This is a genomic window from Pseudomonas sp. (genome assembly GCF_051660785.1).
GTDB lineage: Bacteria > Pseudomonadota > Gammaproteobacteria > Pseudomonadales > Pseudomonadaceae > Aquipseudomonas.
Map to the genome: position 1 here is coordinate 17,149 of NZ_JBOFQE010000048.1, position 18,271 is coordinate 35,419.

At 60.4% G+C, this 18,271-nt stretch carries 17 protein-coding genes; 11 read left to right on the forward strand and 6 right to left on the reverse strand.

Going from position 1 to position 18,271, the window contains the following annotated elements; all coding sequences use genetic code 11:
• Positions 1-57: 57 nt before the first annotated feature.
• From ACRC4F_RS11665 to tldD, 5 genes are all read left to right on the forward strand, one after another.
• On the forward strand, positions 58-654 hold the full coding sequence (locus tag ACRC4F_RS11665) for a Maf family protein (RefSeq protein ID WP_438659458.1): 597 nt from the start codon (positions 58-60) through the stop codon (positions 652-654).
• A gap of 57 nt (positions 655-711) precedes the next feature.
• A complete protein-coding gene (gene rng, locus ACRC4F_RS11670) occupies positions 712-2,169 on the forward strand; it encodes a ribonuclease G (protein ID WP_149418143.1) in 1,458 nt (485 codons plus the stop codon).
• Positions 2,170-2,244: 75 nt separating this feature from the next.
• Complete coding sequence (locus ACRC4F_RS11675; protein WP_438659459.1) at positions 2,245-6,048, forward strand: YhdP family protein; 3,804 nt, start codon at positions 2,245-2,247, stop codon at positions 6,046-6,048.
• A 232-nt stretch (positions 6,049-6,280) separates the two neighbouring features.
• Entirely contained in the window at positions 6,281-7,141 is an 861-nt protein-coding gene (locus ACRC4F_RS11680; RefSeq protein WP_438659460.1) for a carbon-nitrogen hydrolase family protein, read from the forward strand.
• A 4-nt stretch (positions 7,142-7,145) separates the two neighbouring features.
• On the forward strand, positions 7,146-8,588 hold the full coding sequence (tldD, locus tag ACRC4F_RS11685) for a metalloprotease TldD (protein WP_438659461.1): 1,443 nt from the start codon (positions 7,146-7,148) through the stop codon (positions 8,586-8,588).
• Between the two features lie 48 nt (positions 8,589-8,636).
• On the opposite strand, the gene yjgA is transcribed toward tldD, so the two are convergent.
• Positions 8,637-9,161: a ribosome biogenesis factor YjgA gene (yjgA, locus tag ACRC4F_RS11690; protein ID WP_007901505.1), complete on the reverse strand. Its 525-nt coding sequence runs from the start codon at positions 9,159-9,161 to the stop codon at positions 8,637-8,639.
• Positions 9,162-9,269: 108 nt separating this feature from the next.
• Between yjgA and pmbA the strand changes: the two genes are divergently transcribed.
• The 6 genes from pmbA to ACRC4F_RS11720 all read left to right on the forward strand — a co-directional run bounded on the left by pmbA (position 9,270) and on the right by ACRC4F_RS11720 (position 14,621).
• A complete protein-coding gene (pmbA, locus tag ACRC4F_RS11695; RefSeq protein ID WP_438659462.1) occupies positions 9,270-10,616 on the forward strand; it encodes a metalloprotease PmbA in 1,347 nt (448 codons plus the stop codon).
• Between the two features lie 247 nt (positions 10,617-10,863).
• On the forward strand, positions 10,864-11,271 hold the full coding sequence (locus tag ACRC4F_RS11700; RefSeq protein ID WP_438659463.1) for a FagA protein: 408 nt from the start codon (positions 10,864-10,866) through the stop codon (positions 11,269-11,271).
• Entirely contained in the window at positions 11,252-12,628 is a 1,377-nt protein-coding gene (locus ACRC4F_RS11705; RefSeq protein WP_438659464.1) for a class II fumarate hydratase, read from the forward strand. Before ACRC4F_RS11700 ends, ACRC4F_RS11705 begins: the two co-directional genes overlap by 20 nt.
• Before the next feature lie 27 nt (positions 12,629-12,655).
• A complete protein-coding gene (locus ACRC4F_RS11710) occupies positions 12,656-13,084 on the forward strand; it encodes a hypothetical protein (protein ID WP_438659465.1) in 429 nt (142 codons plus the stop codon).
• A gap of 1 nt (position 13,085) precedes the next feature.
• Positions 13,086-13,697 (forward strand): superoxide dismutase, encoded by a 612-nt coding sequence (locus tag ACRC4F_RS11715; RefSeq protein WP_438659466.1) that lies wholly within the window; start codon positions 13,086-13,088, stop codon positions 13,695-13,697.
• Between the two features lie 30 nt (positions 13,698-13,727).
• Positions 13,728-14,621 (forward strand): ZIP family metal transporter, encoded by an 894-nt coding sequence (locus ACRC4F_RS11720; RefSeq protein ID WP_438659467.1) that lies wholly within the window; start codon positions 13,728-13,730, stop codon positions 14,619-14,621.
• 105 nt (positions 14,622-14,726) lie between these two features.
• Here the strand turns inward: ACRC4F_RS11720 and ACRC4F_RS11725 are convergent, their stop codons facing one another.
• The 5 genes from ACRC4F_RS11725 to ACRC4F_RS11745 all read right to left on the reverse strand — a co-directional run bounded on the left by ACRC4F_RS11725 (position 14,727) and on the right by ACRC4F_RS11745 (position 18,231).
• Positions 14,727-15,002 (reverse strand): HPr family phosphocarrier protein, encoded by a 276-nt coding sequence (locus tag ACRC4F_RS11725; RefSeq protein WP_438659468.1) that lies wholly within the window; start codon positions 15,000-15,002, stop codon positions 14,727-14,729.
• Between the two features lie 15 nt (positions 15,003-15,017).
• The gene (rapZ, locus tag ACRC4F_RS11730; RefSeq protein WP_438659469.1) at positions 15,018-15,875 is read right to left on the reverse strand and encodes an RNase adapter RapZ; all 858 of its coding nucleotides are present in this window, start codon (positions 15,873-15,875) and stop codon (positions 15,018-15,020) included.
• 2 nt (positions 15,876-15,877) lie between these two features.
• Positions 15,878-16,342 (reverse strand): PTS IIA-like nitrogen regulatory protein PtsN, encoded by a 465-nt coding sequence (ptsN, locus tag ACRC4F_RS11735; protein WP_219095724.1) that lies wholly within the window; start codon positions 16,340-16,342, stop codon positions 15,878-15,880.
• A gap of 12 nt (positions 16,343-16,354) precedes the next feature.
• Complete coding sequence (hpf, locus tag ACRC4F_RS11740; protein WP_007941242.1) at positions 16,355-16,663, reverse strand: ribosome hibernation-promoting factor, HPF/YfiA family; 309 nt, start codon at positions 16,661-16,663, stop codon at positions 16,355-16,357.
• 74 nt (positions 16,664-16,737) lie between these two features.
• Entirely contained in the window at positions 16,738-18,231 is a 1,494-nt protein-coding gene (locus ACRC4F_RS11745) for an RNA polymerase factor sigma-54 (protein ID WP_401356199.1), read from the reverse strand.
• Positions 18,232-18,271 lie beyond the last annotated feature (40 nt).

Here is an 18,271-nt window from a genome sequence, read left to right on the forward strand (position 1 = left end):
CGCCGCCAAAAAGGAACAGTACTTGTGAGGCAGGGCACTAAACAGGGAGATGTCTTGATGAGAAAGCTTTACCTCGCCTCAGGCTCGCCGCGTCGGCGTGAACTGCTCACGCAGATCGGCGTGCCGTTCTGCGCCATCAGCGCGGACATCGATGAAACTCCTTTAAAAGATGAATCCCCGTCGGCTTATGTCGAGCGCCTCGCGCGTGGCAAGGCCGAGGCCGGGCGCTGCACGGTCGTGTCCGACGAAGATTTCTGCGTGCTGGGCGCCGACACCGCAGTCGTGCTCAACGGGAAAATTCTCGGTAAACCGGTGGACGAAGCCGATGCGTGCGCCATGCTTATGATGTTGGCCGGTCAGGAACACGAAGTATTGACCGCCATCGCGGTGCTCGACGGTGAACGTTGTGAGTCGCGGGTAGTGCGCAGTCTGGTGCGTTTTCGCAACATCGCCCGCGATGAAGCGGCGGCCTACTGGGCCAGTGGCGAACCCCGGGACAAGGCCGGTGGCTATGGCATTCAAGGACTGGGCGCGGTGTTTGTCGCCGGGCTCAATGGCAGTTATTCGGCGGTGGTCGGATTGCCGCTGTGCGAAACCGCTGAGCTGCTCGGCCATTTCGGCATACCCTGTTGGCAAACCCTTAACGCGCGCTGAGCGTCGTACTGACAAGATGCGGCCATTATCGTGAACATGCCTGAACGAGACCCTGCCATGAGTGAAGAGATCCTGATCAACATCACGCCGATGGAATCGCGCGTGGCGGTGGTCGAAAACGGTGTCCTGCAAGAGGTCCACGTCGAGCGCACGCAAAAGCGCGGGATCGTCGGCAACATCTATAAAGGCAAGGTGGTGCGGGTATTGCCGGGCATGCAGGCGGCCTTCGTCGATATCGGTCTGGACCGCGCCGCGTTCATTCATGCCTCGGAAATTTCCCTGCGCGAAGGCCCGACGGTCGAAAGCATCAGCTCGCTGGTTCATGAGGGTCAGAGCCTGGTCGTCCAGGTCACCAAGGACCCGATCGGCTCCAAGGGCGCACGCCTGACCACTCAGCTGTCGATTCCGTCGCGCTATCTGGTGTACATGCCGCGTACGGCCCACGTTGGCATTTCGCTGAAGATTGAAGACGAAGCCGAGCGCGAACGTCTCAAGCAAGTGGTCACCGATTGCGTGGCCAAAGAAGGCATCAAAGAGGCGGGCGGTTTCATTCTGCGCACTGCCGCCGAAGGGGCCGGCGCCGATGAAATCCTTATGGACATCCGCTACCTGCGCCGCCTCTGGGATCAGATCAACGAACAGATCAAAACCATCAGCGCGCCGAGCGTGATCTACGAAGACCTCGGTCTGGCGCTGCGCACCTTGCGTGACCTGGTGAGCCCGAAGATTGAGAAGATCCGCATCGATTCCCGGGAAACTTTCCAGAAAACCACGCAGTTCGTCGCCGAACTGATGCCGGAAATCGCCGATCGTCTTGAACACTACCCTGGCGAGCGGCCGATTTTCGACCTGTACGGCGTCGAAGACGAAATCCAGAAAGCCCTCGAGCGCAAAGTGCCGCTCAAGTCCGGCGGTTATCTGGTGGTCGATCCGGCGGAAGCCATGAGCACCATCGACGTCAATACCGGGGCGTTCGTCGGCCATCGCAACCTCGAAGAAACCATCTTCAAGACCAACCTCGAAGCCGCGACCGCCATCGCCCGTCAGCTGCGCCTGCGCAACCTGGGCGGGATCATCATCATCGACTTCATCGACATGGAAGACGAAGAGCACCAACGCCAGGTGCTGCGTACGCTGGAGAAGCAGCTGGAACGCGATCACGCCAAGACCAACATCATCGGTATCACCGAGTTGGGCCTGGTGCAGATGACCCGCAAGCGCACCCGCGAAAGCCTTGAGCAAGTACTGTGCGAACCGTGCAGCAGCTGTCAGGGCCGCGGCAAGCTGAAGACGCCGGAAACGGTCTGCTACGAAATTTTCCGCGAAATCCTCCGCGAGGCGCGTGCCTATCAAGCGGAAGGCTATCGTGTATTGGCGAACCAGAAAGTCGTCGACCGTTTGCTCGATGAAGAGTCGGGAAATGTCGCCGAGCTGGAAGGATTTATCGGACGCACCATTCGGTTCCAGGTGGAAACCATGTATTCCCAGGAACAATACGACGTGGTGCTGCTCTGAATCGCTGTGTTTCACCCCTACTAGAACGGCTGGCCTCAGCTTTTTGCAGTATTTTCGCTATGGGAGCCAACTGACATGGAACGTCTGACACGCATTTTGGCCGCACTGACCCGCTGGGGTCTTGGCCTGTGCGCGTTGGTCCTGGTGTTGATGGCGTTATACGTCAGCCTCGGCCGGGAGCTAACGCCCCTGGTGGCCGAATACCGTGCCGACGTCGAAACCAAAGCCAGCGCCGCCTTGGGCATGCCGCTGCAAATCGGCAAGCTGGAAGGCAACTGGAGCGGTTTCGCGCCTATTTTGCTTGCCCACGACGTGACGGTCGGCGAAGGCGCCAATGCCCTGCACCTGGATCAGGTGCGAGCGGTGCCGGACCTCTGGGAAAGCCTGCTGGCTCGCGACGTTCGCATCGCCCACCTGGAACTCAATGGCCTGAAGATCAGCCTCAAGGAAGGCGCGGACGGTCATTGGGCGCTGGAAGGGTTACCGGTGCAGCAGGACCAGCCGCTTGATCCGGAGCAGTTGCTCAACCGCATGCAAATGGTCCAGCAGCTGTCAGTCATCGACAGCCAGGTGACCTTGCAGCCACTCGATCACCCGCCGCTGACCCTGACCTATGTTGGGTTGAATTTGAGAACCGGGGTTACCCGTCAGCGTCTCGATGCCCGCTTGACCCTGCCTGACGGCCAACCGGTGGCCATGAGTGTTCACACGCGTATTCGCGCCAGCCAGTGGAAGGACGGCGAAGCCGAGGCCTACTTGAGCCTGCCGCAAAGCGACTGGTCGAAATGGTTGCCCGAGCGTCTGACCCGGCAATGGAATTTCTCCGAACTCAAGGCCGGTGGCGAGCTCTGGGTAAATTGGGGCAAGGGCGCACTGCAAAGCGGCGCGATTCGCTTGAACGCGCCGCAACTCAAGGGTGCCTACGCCGAGCGCAAGCCGATCCAGATCAACAACCTGGCGCTCAACGGCTATTTCCAGCGCAGCGCCGAAGGCGTGCTGGTGACCCTGGATTCCCTTGCCATGAACGTCGGCGAGACCCGCTGGGAATCGCACCTGCAACTCAGGCAGACCGCCGCTACCGACACGTCGGAAGAACTCTGGCACCTGCAAGCCGACCGCCTCGACCTCACACCGCTGACCCCGCTGATAAATGCCTTGGGGCCGCTGCCCGAGGGCGTTGCTACGGCGGTCGAGCGCCTCAAGGTGACCGGTGTGCTGCGCAATGTGCTGATCGATCTGCGGCCCAATGCCACCGATGACAGCAAGTTCAGCTTTGCCGCCAACCTCGATCAGGTCGGCTTCGATGCCTACCACGGCGCGCCGGCAGCACGAAATGTCAGCGGCAGCATCAGCGGTGACCTCGGTCAGGGCGAACTGCGGATGGACAGCAAGGACTTTGTCCTGCACCTGGACCCGATTTTCGCCAAGCCGTGGCAATACATTCAGGCCAACGCCCGACTGACCTGGAAGCTCGACAAAGAAGGCTTCACCCTGATCGCGCCGTACCTGAAGGTGCTGGGCGAGGAGGGCAAGATTGCCGGTGACTTCCTGATCCGCCTGCATTTCGACCACACTCAGGAAGACTACATGGACCTGCGGGTCGGCCTGGTCGATGGCGACGGTCGCTACACCGCCAAGTACCTGCCGACCATGCTCAGCCCGGCGCTGGACGAATGGCTGCGCACGGCGATTCTCAAAGGCGCGGTAGACCAGGGTTTCTTCCAGTATCAAGGTTCGCTGAACCACGGCGCCGCCGAGACGGCGCGCAGCATCAGCCTGTTCTTCAAGGTCCACGATGCCGAACTGGCGTTCCAGCCGGGCTGGCCGCATGTCAGCAAAGTCACCGGTGATGTGTTTGTCGAAGACAGCGGCGTGCGCATCCTGGCGAGCAAGGGCCAGTTGCTCGACACGCAGGTACGCGATATCTACGTCAATATTCCCCATGCGCCGGAAGGGCAAAGCGTTCACCTGTTCCTCGACGGCGGGTTCTCCGGCGGGCTGGGTGACGGGCTGAAGATTCTTCAGACCTCGCCGATCGGCACCGCTGAAACCTTTGCCGGATGGGAAGGCGAGGGCGATCTGCAAGGCAAGCTGAAGCTGGATATTCCGTTGGTCAAAGGCGAGCAGCCGAAGATTCTCGTCGACTTCAAGACCGCCAAGGCGCGCTTGAAGCTGGCCGAGCCTTCCCTGGAGCTCACGCAACTCAAGGGTGATTTTCGCTTCGACAGCGCCAAGGGCTTGAGCGGCCAGAACATCACTGCGCGCGCTTTCGATAAACCGGTCACCGCGCAGATTTTTGCCGATGGCAGCGCGGGCAACCTCAAGACTCGCGTCACTGCATCCGGCCAGGTCGAGGTCAAGAAACTCACTGACTGGCTGAGCGTCACCCAGCCATTGCCGGTGTCCGGCGTGATCCCCTATCAACTGCAACTGAGCCTGGATGGCGCCGACAGCCAGTTGATGGTCAATTCCAGCCTCAATGGTGTGGCGATCGATTTGCCGGCGCCGTTCGGCATGGCCGCGGATGTCGGCCGCGACACCACGTTCCGCATGACCCTGCAGGGACCGGAGCGGCGCTACTGGGTCACCTACGGTGAGCTGGCAGACTTCACGTTTGCGGCGCCGTCCGGCAATTTTGCCGACGGTCGCGGTGAATTGTTCCTGGGCGGCGGCAATGCTGTGTTGCCCGGCGCCAAAGGCCTGCGAGTACGAGGCGTGCTGTCGGAACTGGACGTCGGCCCGTGGAAAGACCTGGTGGACAAGTACGCCGGCCAGGACCCGGGCGGCAGTGCCAAGCAGTTGCTCAGCAGCGCGGACTTCAAGGTTGGCAAGCTCAGCGGTATCGGTACGACGCTCGATCAGGCATCGGTGCAGTTGAACCGCAAAGCCGCGGCGTGGGCCTTGCAACTCGACAGTCAGCAGGTGAAGGGCAGCGCGAGCATTCCCGATGCGAAAGGCGCGCCGATTGCAATCAATCTGCAAACCGTGCGGTTGCCGGCACCGGACCCGACAGTGCTGGCCGACGAGAACTCACCGGACCCGCTGGCCACGGTGGACCCGACCAAGATTCCCGCGCTGGATATCACCATCAATCAGCTGTTCCAGGGGCAGGACCTTGTCGGCGCCTGGTATCTGAAAGTCCGTCCGACCGCCAAGGGCATTGCGTTCAATACGCTGGACCTGGGTCTCAAGGGCATTTTGTTGCAGGGTACTGGCGGCTGGGAAGGCATACCCGGCAGCTCCAGCAGTTGGTACAAAGGGCGGATCAGCGGCAAGAATCTCGCTGACGTGCTCAAAGGCTGGGGCTTTGCGCCGAGCGTCACCAGTGAAGAGTTCCACATGGATGTCGACGGTCGCTGGCCGGGTTCGCCGGCGTGGCTGGCCACCAAGCGTTTCTCCGGCTCCCTCGATGCATCGTTGAATAAAGGCCAGTTCGTGGAAGTCGAGGGCAGCGCCCAGGCCCTGCGGGTATTCGGCCTGCTCAACTTCAACTCCATCGGTCGCCGTCTGCGCCTGGACTTCTCCGACCTGTTCGGCAAAGGCTTGAGTTATGACCGGGTCAAAGGTCTGCTGGTCGCGACCAACGGGGTTTACGTGACGAAGGAGCCGATCCTGCTGACCGGCCCGTCGAGCAACATTGAACTGAACGGGACCCTGAACCTGGTGGCCGATCAGGTTGACGCGAAACTGCTGGTGACGTTGCCGGTGACCAACAACCTGCCGATTGCCGCGCTGATCGTCGGCGCACCGGCCATTGGTGGCGCGCTGTTCCTGATCGACAAGCTGATCGGTGACCGCGTGGCACGGTTCGCCAGCGTCAAATACACAGTCAAAGGCCCATGGAAAGAGCCGAAAATCACCTTCGACAAGCCTTTTTGACCACGCCACGCCTCGGGCCGATGGAGTAGCATGGCCGTAAGCAGGCTATCTGTAGCAGCTGGCGAAGGCTCGGGCCGCGTTCGGACGTTCGGCTGCGCAGCAGTCGTAAAATCAGTCACTGCGGTCCGTCAGATAAACCGTGCATACCGGATTTACGACTGCTGCGCAGCCGGACGCAGCGTTCGGCAGCTGCTACACAGCTCGGCGTACAGACTTCAAGTAAGGAGGGTCCATGTCTTTTGCGGTGATTCAAATGGTCAGCCAGAGTGATGTGCTGGCCAACCTGGCCCGGGCCCGGCGTCTGCTCGAAGAAGCGGCGGCCGGTGGCGCGCAACTGGCGGTGCTCCCGGAAAACTTCGCCGCCATGGGTCGTCGCGACATTGCCGACATCGGCCGCGCCGAGGCGTTGGGTGAAGGTCCGATCCTGCCATGGTTGAAACAGACCGCCCGCGCCCTCAAGTTATGGATAGTGGCCGGCACTTTGCCGTTGCCGCCGGTGGACCATCCGACGTCCAAAGCGCATGCCTGCTCGTTGCTGGTCGATGATCAAGGCGAGACGGTGGCGCGCTACGACAAGCTGCACCTGTTCGACGTGGATGTAGCGGACAATCGCGGGCGTTATCGCGAATCCGATGACTATGCTTATGGCAGTGGGGTTGTGGTGGCGGACACGCCTGTCGGGCGGGTCGGCCTGACGGTGTGTTACGACCTGCGCTTCCCGGAGCTGTATAGCGAGCTGCGCGCTGCGGGCGCGCAATTGATTACCGCACCGTCGGCGTTTACCGCGGTGACCGGCGCGGCGCATTGGGATGTGCTAATTCGCGCGCGGGCCATCGAGACCCAGTGTTATGTGCTCGCGGCCGCCCAGGGTGGGGCGCATCCGGGGCCGCGGGAAACCTGGGGCCATGCCGCGATCATCGACCCGTGGGGACGCGTGCTGGCCCAACAGGATCAAGGCGAAGCCGTGCTGCTGGCCGAACGCGATAGCAGCGAACAGGCGTCCATCAGGGCGCGGATGCCGGTGTCCAGTCACCGGCGCTTTTTCTCGCAGGGCGCACAGCGACCTGCCCGGAACGACGAATTTAAGGCGTAAACATATGAGCGAGTTGTTGTCCTCCGTCAGTGAACACCTCCTGGCGCCCGGTGGCGTAACGATCGAGAGCCTGCAAGGTGTACTCGGCGATCTGGCCGGCCCGGGCATCGATGCCGCGGACCTGTATTTCCAAGGGCAGATTTCCGAGTCCTGGGCGCTGGAAGACGGGATCGTCAAGGAAGGCAGCTTCAACCTCGACCAGGGTGTGGGCGTGCGTGCGCAATCGGGTGAAAAAACCGGTTTCGCCTACAGCAACGCCATCACCCTCGAAGCCCTCGGTGCAGCGGCCCGTGCAGCCCGTTCGATCTCCCGCGCCGGGCAGAACGGCACGGTGCAGGCCTTCACCACTGCGGATGTCGCCCAGTTGTACGGGCCGGACAACCCGCTGGAAGTGATGAGCCGCGCTGAAAAAGTCGAACTGCTCAAGCGTATCGACGTCGCGACTCGCGCCCTCGACCCGCGTATCCAGCAAGTGACCGTGAGCATGGCCGGGGTCTGGGAACGCATTCTTGTCGCTTCGACCGACGGCAGCCTGGCCGCTGATGTGCGGCCGCTGGTGCGCTTTAACGTCAGCGTGATCGTTGAGCAGAACGGTCGCCGCGAGCGCGGCGGTCATGGTGGCGGCGGTCGTACCGATTACCGTTACTTCCTCGCCGAAGACCGCGCCATGAGCTATGCCCGTGAAGCGTTGCGTCAGGCGCTGGTGAATCTGGAAGCCATTCCCGCGCCGGCCGGTACGTTGCCGGTGGTGCTGGGCTCAGGCTGGTCCGGCGTGCTGCTGCACGAAGCGGTCGGCCACGGCCTGGAAGGCGACTTCAACCGCAAGGGCAGTTCGGCCTATAGCGGGCGGATGGGCGAGATGGTTGCCTCCAAGCTGTGCACCATCGTCGATGACGGCACCTTGGCCGGTCGTCGCGGTTCCCTGAGCGTCGACGACGAAGGTACTCCGACCGAGTGCACCACGCTGATCGAAAACGGCGTACTCAAAGGCTACATGCAGGACAAGCTCAATGCGCGCCTGATGGGCGTAGCCCGCACCGGCAACGGTCGTCGCGAATCCTACGCGCACCTGCCGATGCCACGGATGACCAACACCTACATGCTGGCGGGCGAAAGCGACCCGGAAGAAATCATCGCCTCGGTAAAGCGCGGCATCTACTGCGCCAACCTTGGCGGCGGCCAGGTGGACATCACCAGCGGCAAGTTCGTGTTCTCCACCAGCGAGGCATACTTGATCGAAGACGGCAAAATCACTGCCCCGGTCAAAGGCGCGACGTTGATCGGTAACGGCCCGGAAGCCATGAGCAAGGTGTCGATGGTTGGTAATGACCTGGCGCTGGACAGCGGAGTAGGGACGTGTGGCAAGGATGGGCAGTCGGTGCCGGTGGGTGTCGGCCAGCCAACGCTGAAAATCGATGCGATCACTGTGGGTGGCACAGGATCTTGATGGATGGAGCTTCGGGCGAGTTGCGTGGCAACTCACCCGATTCGGGACTTAACGCAGACCGCGTTGAGTCTCGTCCAGCTCACGGATGTACTTGAAGATTTTACGGCTCGAAGCCGGTGGCTTGTTGGTCGCCAGTTCGTGCTGGGCCTGACGGATCAGGGAGCGCAACTGTTGACGGTCAGCCTCCGGGTAGTCGAGCACGAACTTCTCCAGGACTGCATCGTCGCCCGCGATCAAGCGATCGCGCCAGCGTTCCAGGCCATGGAAGCGTTCGTTGTACTGCCGGGTGGAGGCATCGAGTTGGTCGAGCAAAGTCAGAATGGCGTCAGTGTCCTGATCGCGCATCAACTTGCCGATGAACATAAGGTGCCGTTTACGCGCGATATTCGCGGTGTGCTTGGGCGCATCGGCCAGTGCCCGGCGCATAGCGTCGGTCAACGGCAGTTTTGCCAGCAAGTCAGGCTTGAGCGTTGTAAGGCGCTCGCCGAGGTCAACCAGAGCATGAAGCTCGCGTTTAACCTGGGATTTGCTTTTTTCTCCCGTATCGAGGGAGTCGTCGTAAGAATCAACCATGGTGGCCGTCCGCAAAGAAACGCCGCCATGATAACCAGTCGGGGGCCGCTTGTCCGGCCCGGTCGCTCGAAGGCCCCAGCCGAAAGCAGAATTTGAGTGGAGAACAGCATGAGTGCAGTTGAAAGCGTCGGCCCACAAGCGTTGCCGGCACTGCAAGAACAAGTCGAGCAGATCATCGCTGAAGCCCAGCGCCAAGGTGCCAGTGCCTGTGAAGTGGCGGTGTCCCTGGAGCAGGGCCTGTCCACCTCGGTGCGCCAGCGTGAAGTCGAAACCGTCGAATTCAACCGCGACCAGGGCTTTGGCATCACCTTGTACGTCGGCCAGCGCAAAGGCTCGGCCAGCACCTCGGCCAGCGGTCCTGAGGCGATTCGTGAAACCGTCGCCGCCGCGCTAGCCATCGCCAAGCACACGTCCGAAGACGAAGCTTCCGGCCTGGCAGATGCCGCGCTGATGGCCAGGGATCTGCAGGATTTCGACCTGTTCCATGAATGGGACATCACCCCGGAGCAAGCCATCGAACAGGCGCTGACCTGCGAAGCGGCGGCATTTGCTGCCGACAGCCGGATCAAGAACGCCGACGGCACCACCCTCAGCACCCATCAGGGCTGCCGCGTCTACGGCAACAGTCACGGTTTTATCGGCGGTTATGCGTCGACCCGTCACAGCCTCAGTTGCGTGATGATCGCCGAGGCAGACGGCCAGATGCAGCGCGATTACTGGTACGACGTGAACCGTCAGGGCAACTTGCTGGCCGACCCGGTGAGCATCGGTCAGCGTGCCGCGCAACGGGCCGCGAGCCGATTGGGCGCGCGTCCGGTGCCGACCTGCGAAGTGCCGGTGCTGTTTTCCGCGGAACTGGCCGGTGGTTTGTTCGGCAGCTTCCTCTCGGCGATTTCTGGCGGCAGCCTGTATCGCAAGTCTTCGTTCCTCGAAGGCACCCTGGGTCAGAAACTGTTCCCGGAATGGCTGACCATCGATGAGCGTCCGCACTTGATGCGCGCCATGGGCAGTTCGGCGTTTGACGGTGATGGCCTGGCGACCTACGCCAAACCGTTTGTCGAAAAAGGCGAGTTAGTGTCCTACATCCTCGGCACCTATTCCGGCCGCAAGCTGGGCATGCCGAGCACCGCCAATGCGGGTGGCGTGCACAACCTGTTCGTCACCCATGGCGATGAAGATCAGGCGGCGTTGCTGCGCCGCATGGGTCGCGGTTTGCTGGTCACCGAGCTGATGGGCCAGGGCCTGAACATGGTCACCGGCGATTACTCCCGTGGTGCGGCGGGTTACTGGGTCGAGAACGGTGAAATCCAGTTCGCGGTCCAGGAAGTCACTATCGCCGGGAACATGCGCGACATGTTCAAGCAGATCGTTGCCGTCGGTAATGACCTGGAACTGCGCAGCAACATTCGCACCGGTTCGGTGTTGATCGAGCGGATGACCGTCGCGGGCAGCTAACCCTTTCGGCCCCACAAAAAGGCGCGCCACCCATTAGGTGGCGCGCCTTTTTTATGCGCCTGCATCGGCCCCCTGTAGGAGCGAGCCTGCTCGCGATAGCGGAGTGTCAGGCAACACATATATTGAATATTGGACCGCCATCGCGAGCAGGCTCGCTCCCACAATGGATTTTGATGTGTTTTCTCGGGGTTGTTTTGGTTCTCATTATCATCTAATAATAAATCTCATTACCGAATGAGCCCGGATCATGAGTTCTGCCTTGCACGAGCAGCCTTACCTCGAAAGCTGGCGCTGGATGAGTCGCCAGATCCGTTGCGCGATGGACCCCGACGAACCGCGCCTGATCGAACATTATCTGGCTGAAGGCCGGTATCTGGCGTGTTGCACGTCTACTTCTCCCTGGACTATCGCCGAAACGTCCTTCCGTTTGTTGCTCGACACTGCCGCCGATGTCGCGCTGCCCTGGCACTGGCGGACCTACTGCCTGGACCAGGCCTGGCGCCCGCTGCGCGAACTCGAACGCCTCTCTCTGTGCAAATGCCGCCTCAAGCGCTGGCAAAGCTACACCTGGCAACTGGCGACCTGCGAGTTGCAGCCCTCGATTCCTCTTAAAGAACTGGTGCAAGGATTTTCTGATGACCAAGACACGTATTGAGCGCGACAGCATGGGCGAGCTTCAGGTCCCGGTGGAGGCGCTCTATGGCGCACAGACCCAGCGCGCGGTGGATAACTTCCCGATCAGCGGCAAGCCGATGCCGGTGCAGTTCATCCGCTCGCTGATCCTGGCCAAAGCCGCCGCTGCCCGTGCCAACGTCGAGCTCAAGCAGATCAGCGAATCCCAGGGCAAAGCCATCGTCGATGCGTCACTGGGCCTGCTTCAGGGCGACTTCATGCAGCACTTCCCGGTGGACATATTCCAGACCGGTTCCGGCACCAGTTCCAACATGAACGCCAACGAAGTGATCGCCACGCTGGCCAGCCGTCTGCTCGGCGAGCCGGTAAATCCAAACGACCACGTGAATTGCGGCCAAAGCAGCAACGACATCATCCCGACCACCATCCATGTCAGCGCTGCACTTGCGTTGCATGAGCAACTGCTGCCGGCGCTGGTGGGTCTGGTGCAGGTCATCGAACGCAAGGCCGAAGAGGTTCATCACCACGTCAAAACCGGTCGCACGCACCTGATGGACGCCATGCCGGTGCGCATGAGCCAGGTGCTCAATGGCTGGGCGCAACAGCTCAAGGCCAACATCGGCCATTTGCAGGACCTGCTGCCGAGCCTGCAATCCCTGGCTCAGGGCGGCACGGCGGTGGGCACCGGGATCAACGCGCATCCGCAATTCGCTGCGCGCTTCAGCCAACAGCTGAGTGAGCTGACCCATGTTCAATTCACGCCGGGCAAGGACCTGTTTGCGCTGATCGGCTCCCAGGACACCGCGGTGGCGGTCTCCGGCCAGCTCAAAGTAACAGCGGTGTCCTTGATGAAAATCGCCAACGACCTGCGCTGGATGAACTCCGGTCCGCTGGCCGGCCTCGGCGAAATCGAACTCGAAGCCTTGCAGCCGGGCTCGTCGATCATGCCCGGCAAGGTCAACCCGGTGATCCCGGAAGCTACCGCGATGGTCGCAGCACAGGTGATCGGTAATGACACGGTCATCACCATCGCTGGTCAGTCGGGCAATTTTGAATTGAACGTGATGCTGCCGATCATCGCCCAGAACCTGCTGAGCAGCATCGAGTTGCTGGCCAACGCCAGTCATCTGCTGGGCGAGAAGGCCATCGCCAGCTTCAAGGTCAACGAGGCGCGGATCAAGGAGGCGCTGTCGCGCAATCCGATTCTGGTAACCGCACTCAACCCGATCATTGGTTACCAGAAAGCCGCTGAAATCGCCAAGAAGGCCTATCAGCAGGGCCGGCCGGTGATTGATGTCGCCCTGGAATACACCGACCTGACGCGCAGCCAACTGGAAGAATTACTCAACCCAGAGAAGCTCACCGCAGGCGGCGTGTAATCACCGCTACCGCTTTGGAGGCTCACCATGGAGCACTGGAAACGCACGATCGAAAGGGCCAATCGCCATTTCATGCTGGGCGAATTGGTCGATGCCCGCGAGGCTTACTTGCAGGCCCTGGCTCTGGCCCAGGTGTTGTTCGAGCGCTGGGCAGATGCCGACGAAGCGGTGGCGGCCTGCGTGATTTCCCATCACAACCTGGCAGACCTGCATCTACGTCTGAACCAGCCTGAGGAGAGCGCCGAATATTTGTGCGCGATCCACCAGCGGTTGTTGCAAACCATACAGGACTCGCGCCTGGCCCCGGCCCTGCGTGAAGCTGCGTTGCGTCAAAGCAGCAAAACCTATGTCGAGCTGCTGAATTTCATCAGCGAACACGGTGAATATCCGCGCACACATCGCTTGCTGCACACCGATACCGCATCGCCCGCGCCTCTACATCATGGAGTCCATTGAAATGGCTTTTACCCTGCCTGCCTTGCCTTACGCTTACGATGCCCTGGAACCTCATATCGATGCGCAGACCATGGAGATCCACTACACCAAGCACCATCAGACCTACATCAATAATCTCAACGCAGCGGTCGAAGGCACCGAATTCGCCGAGTGGTCGGTGGAAAAACTGGTCGGCAGCGTTCAGCAGCTGCCGGAAAAGCTCCGGGCGGCGGTGATCAATCAGGGCGGCGGCCACGCCAACCATTCGCTGTTCTGGGAGGTGATGGCGCCTCACGGCGGCGGCAAACCCGAAGGTGCGCTGGCCAAGGCGATTGACGAGCAACTGGGTGGTCTGGAGAGTTTCAAGGAAGCGTTCACCAAAGCCGCGCTGACCCGCTTTGGCAGTGGCTGGGCCTGGCTGAGTGTCACGCCGCAGAAGACCCTGATCGTGGAAAGCAGCGGTAATCAGGACAGTCCGTTGATGAATGGCAACACGCCGATCCTCGGCCTCGATGTCTGGGAACACGCGTATTACCTGCAATATCAGAACCGCCGTCCGGAATACATCAACGCGTTCTACAACGTCATCAATTGGCCCGAAGTCGCTGCGCGGTATCAGGCTGCGCTGGTTTAAGTCCTCTATAAAAACAATCCAAGGCTGACTATGGGCACTGAAACACTGGCGATCGGAAGCGGACGAATGTTTCGTTACGCGTTGGGATCGCTGTTGCTGCTGGCGGGCATGACGTTGTTGGTCGCCCATGGACTGGCGTGGCTCGATCTCGAACCCAAACTGTTGCGCGCACTGCAGGGCGGGGCGATTTGCGCCCTGGGCACAGCGTTGGGCGCGGTGCCGGTGTTGGTGATTCGGCGGATGCCGCAGGCGGTCAGCGATACGCTGCTCGGTTTCGGTGCCGGGGTGATGCTGGCCGCGACAGCGTTTTCGCTGATCGTCCCGGGTATCTCCGCCGCTGAAAGCCTTGGGCTGACACCCTGGGCGGCCAGCGGCCTGATCAGCTTCGGCATCATGCTGGGCGCGTTCGGGCTGTTTCAGGTCGACCGGAAGGTCTCTGGCACCTCGCCGGAAATGCTCGTCGGAACGCTGGAACGGCCGGTCATCCCGCCACGGATCTGGTTGTTTGTGTTTGCCATCATTGCTCACAACATTCCTGAAGGCATGGCGGTCGGAGTTTCAGCCGGTGGTGGGATGCCCGATGCTGACAGCCTGGCCATGGGTATCGCGTTGCAGGATGTGCCGGAAGGGTTGGTAATTGCGCTGGTATTGGCAGGGGCGGGGATGTCGCGGGTCAAGGCTTTCCTGATCGGTGCGGCATCAGGTTTGGTCGAGCCGGTCTTCGCCTTGTTGTGCGCGTGGCTGGTGAGCCTGGCCGAATTGTTGCTGCCGTTGGGGTTGGCACTGGCGGCCGGGGCGATGCTGCTGGTCGTGACCCATGAAGTCATTCCCGAATCGCGACGCAATGGTCACGACAAGCTGGCGAGCCTTGGATTGTTGATCGGGTTTTGTTTGATGATGGTCATGGATACGGCGCTGGCTTGAAACATGATCAAAAGATCGCAGCCTCGTTTCACTCGACAGCTCCTGCAGGTCTATGCGAATTCTGTAGGAGCTGTCGAGTGAAACGAGGCTGCGATCTTTTGACGTTTACTCGCCTTCGTCGAAGAAGTTGTTGATCAATGCAACCAGTGCATCCATTGCTTCCTGCTCTTGCTCGCCTTCCGTGCTCAGATGGATTTTGGTGCCCTTGCCAGCCGCAAGCATCATCATCGCCATGATGCTTTTGCCATCGACCGTTGACTCCGGTGTGCGTCCTACTCTGATCGTACAATCCTTGAACTGGCCAGCGACACCAACGAATTTTGCCGAAGCGCGGGCATGCAGGCCCAGCTTATTGATGATTTCTATTTCCCGAGCAGGCATCGCGATGTGAATCCTTTAGCTGAGGTCGCGGTGGCGAACCTGGACGTTCTTCAGGGATTGTTGCAGGACCTGGCCCAGACGTTCGGTCAGGTAGACGGAGCGGTGATGCCCGCCGGTGCAGCCAATGGCAATGGTGACATAAGCGCGGTTGCTGGCAGCAAAGCGCGGTAGCCATTTGAGCAAGTAGGCGGAGATGTCCTGGAACATCTCCTCGACATCCGGTTGTGCTGCCAGGTACTCGGCCACCGGTTGATCAAGCCCGGACTGTTCGCGCAATTCCGGCTTCCAGTAAGGATTAGGCAGGCAGCGCACGTCGAACACCAGGTCCGCGTCGACCGGCATGCCTCGCTTGAATCCGAAAGACTCCACCAGGAACGCAGTGCCGTTATCTGGCTGGTTCAGCAGGCGCAACTTGATGGTATCGCGTAGCTGATACAGGTTCAGGTTGGTCGTATTGATCTTGAGGTCGGCCAGGTCGGCGATCGGCCCCAGCAAGTTGGTTTCGTCCTGAATCGCTTCGGCCAGCGAGCGATTGGCGGTGCTCAGCGGGTGACGGCGGCGAGTTTCAGAGAAACGCTTGAGCAGGGTTTCCTCATCGGCATCGAGATACAACACATCGCATTTGATGTGCCGACTGCGTACCTCTTCCAGCAACTCCGGAAATCTCGACAGGTGACTCGGCAAGTTGCGCGCGTCGATGGACACGGCGACCAGCGGTTGTGCCAGTTCGGTATGAATCAGTGCGCGTTCGGCCAGTTCCGGCAGCAGGCCGGCGGGCAGGTTGTCGATGCAGTAGTAGCCGTTGTCCTCGAGAACATCGAGTACGGTACTTTTACCTGAGCCGGAGCGGCCACTGACGATGATCAAGCGCATGATTAGTGCCCGTTTTGCTCGTCCAGGACAACCTGATACAAGGCTTCATTGCTCGGGGCGCTGCGCAGTTTTTCGCGCACTTCCTTGCGATCGAGCATGCTGGCGATCTGGCGGAGCAGTTCCAGGTGCGCATCGGTGGCCGCTTCCGGGACCAGCAATACGAACAGCAGGTCAACCGGAGCGCCGTCGATGGCGTCGAAATCGATGGGGGCGTCGAGGTGCATCAGTGCACTGACAGGCGATGTACAACCTTTCAGGCGACAGTGGGGAATGGCGATGCCGTTGCCAAAACCGGTCGAGCCGAGTTTTTCACGAGCGATCAGAGCCTCGAAGACATCTTGCATCTCCAGATCCGGAACTTCTTTATGGATAAGGTTGGCAATTTGCTCGAGGGCTTTCTTTTTGCTGCCGCCCGGCACGTTCACGAGGGAACGGCCGGGGGTCAGGATGCTTTCAAGTCGGATCATGGGTTGGGGGTGTTAACGACCGGTCGCGCCCTGGAGGAGGCTCTGGGTCTTTTCCTTATGCTTTTTGAGTTGTTTATCGAGCTTGTCGGTGAGTGCGTCGATCGCCGCGTACATATCAGTATGTTCCGCGTTGGCGACCACTTCATTCCCGGGAATATGCAGCGTGGCTTCGATTTTCTGCTTCAGCTTTTCGACCGTCATCGTGACCTGCACGTTGGTGATCTTGTCGAAATGTCGCTCCAATCGTTCGAGTTTTTCGCCGATGTAGGTGCGAAGAGGTTCGGTCACTTCCAGTTGGTGTCCACTGATGTTGACTTGCATACAGCTTCTCCTTCGTTGCCAGTGCATAAAGCGGTAGATCAGATGATCTACCACTGGAACGCTGTGGCGTGGCCCTACATCAACCGCTTGCGTTCGCTCGAAGGCGCGATCCCGAGAGATTCGCGGTACTTGGCGACGGTGCGGCGAGCCACCTGAATGCCTTGTGCCTCCAGTAAACCAGCGATCTTGCTGTCACTCAACGGCTTTTTCTGATTTTCCGCGGCAACCAGTTTTTTGATGATCGCGCGGATCGCCGTGGACGAGCATTCACCGCCTTCGGAGGTGCTGACGTGGCTGGAGAAAAAGTATTTCAGTTCATATATGCCCCGAGGGGTATGCATGAATTTCTGTGTGGTCACCCGGGAAATCGTCGATTCGTGCATGCCCACCGCTTCGGCGATGTCATGCAGCACCAGCGGTTTCATCGCTTCGTCGCCGTATTCCAGGAAGCCGCGCTGATGCTCGACGATCTGGGTGGCCACTTTCATCAGGGTTTCGTTGCGGCTTTGCAGGCTCTTGATGAACCAGCGGGCCTCTTGCAACTGATTACGCATGAAGGTGTTGTCGGCGCTGGTGTCGGCGCGGCGCACAAAACCGGCGTATTGGGCGTTGACCCGCAGGCGTGGTACCGATTCCTGGTTCAGCTCGACCAGCCAGCGCTCGTTGTCCTTGCGCACGATCACGTCAGGGACAACGTACTCGGCTTCACTGGACTCGATTTGCGAGCCCGGACGCGGGTTGAGACTCTGTACCAGCTCGATCACCTGGCGCAGTTCATCTTCCTTGAGCTTCATGCGGCGCATCAACTGGCTGTAGTCGCGGCTGCCGAGCAGGTCGATGTAGTCGCTGACCAGACGCTTGGCCTCTGCCAGCCAAGGCGTCTTGGCGGGCAGCTGGCGCAGTTGCAGCAGCAGGCATTCGCCCAGGTTGCGGGCGCCGATGCCGGCCGGTTCGAATTGCTGGATGCGGTGCAGGACGGCTTCGATTTCGTCCAGTTCGATGTCCAGTTCCGGATCGAAGGCTTCGAGAATTTCCTCGAGGGTTTCGTCCAGGTAGCCCTGATTGTTGATGCAGTCGATCAGGGTTACAGCGATCAGGCGATCGGTGTCGGACATCGGCGCCAGGTTCAGTTGCCACAGCAGATGGCTTTGCAGGCTTTCGCCGGCCGATGTGCGGGTGGTGAAGTCCCACTCGTCGTCATCGTTGCTTGGCAGGCTGCTGGCGCTGGTCTGGTAGACGTCTTCCCATGCAGTGTCGACGGGCAGTTCGTTGGGAATGCGCTCGTTCCAGTCACCTTCCTCAAGGTTATCCACCGTGGGTGCGGTTTCCTGGTAGGAGGGTTCCGAAACATCGGCGTTGGGGAGCTGTTCGGCTTTGTCGGCCAAGGGGTCGGCGTTATCGAAGTCGTCGCCTTCTTCCTGGCGTTCGAGCATCGGATTGGACTCCAGGGCCTCCTGGATTTCCTGTTGCAGGTCCAGGGTCGACAATTGGAGCAGGCGGATGGCCTGTTGCAGCTGCGGTGTCATCGTCAGCTGCTGGCCCATTCTCAAGACTAGCGATGGTTTCATGGCAGGGGCTTAACACCTTATTCGCCGGCGCACATGCGCC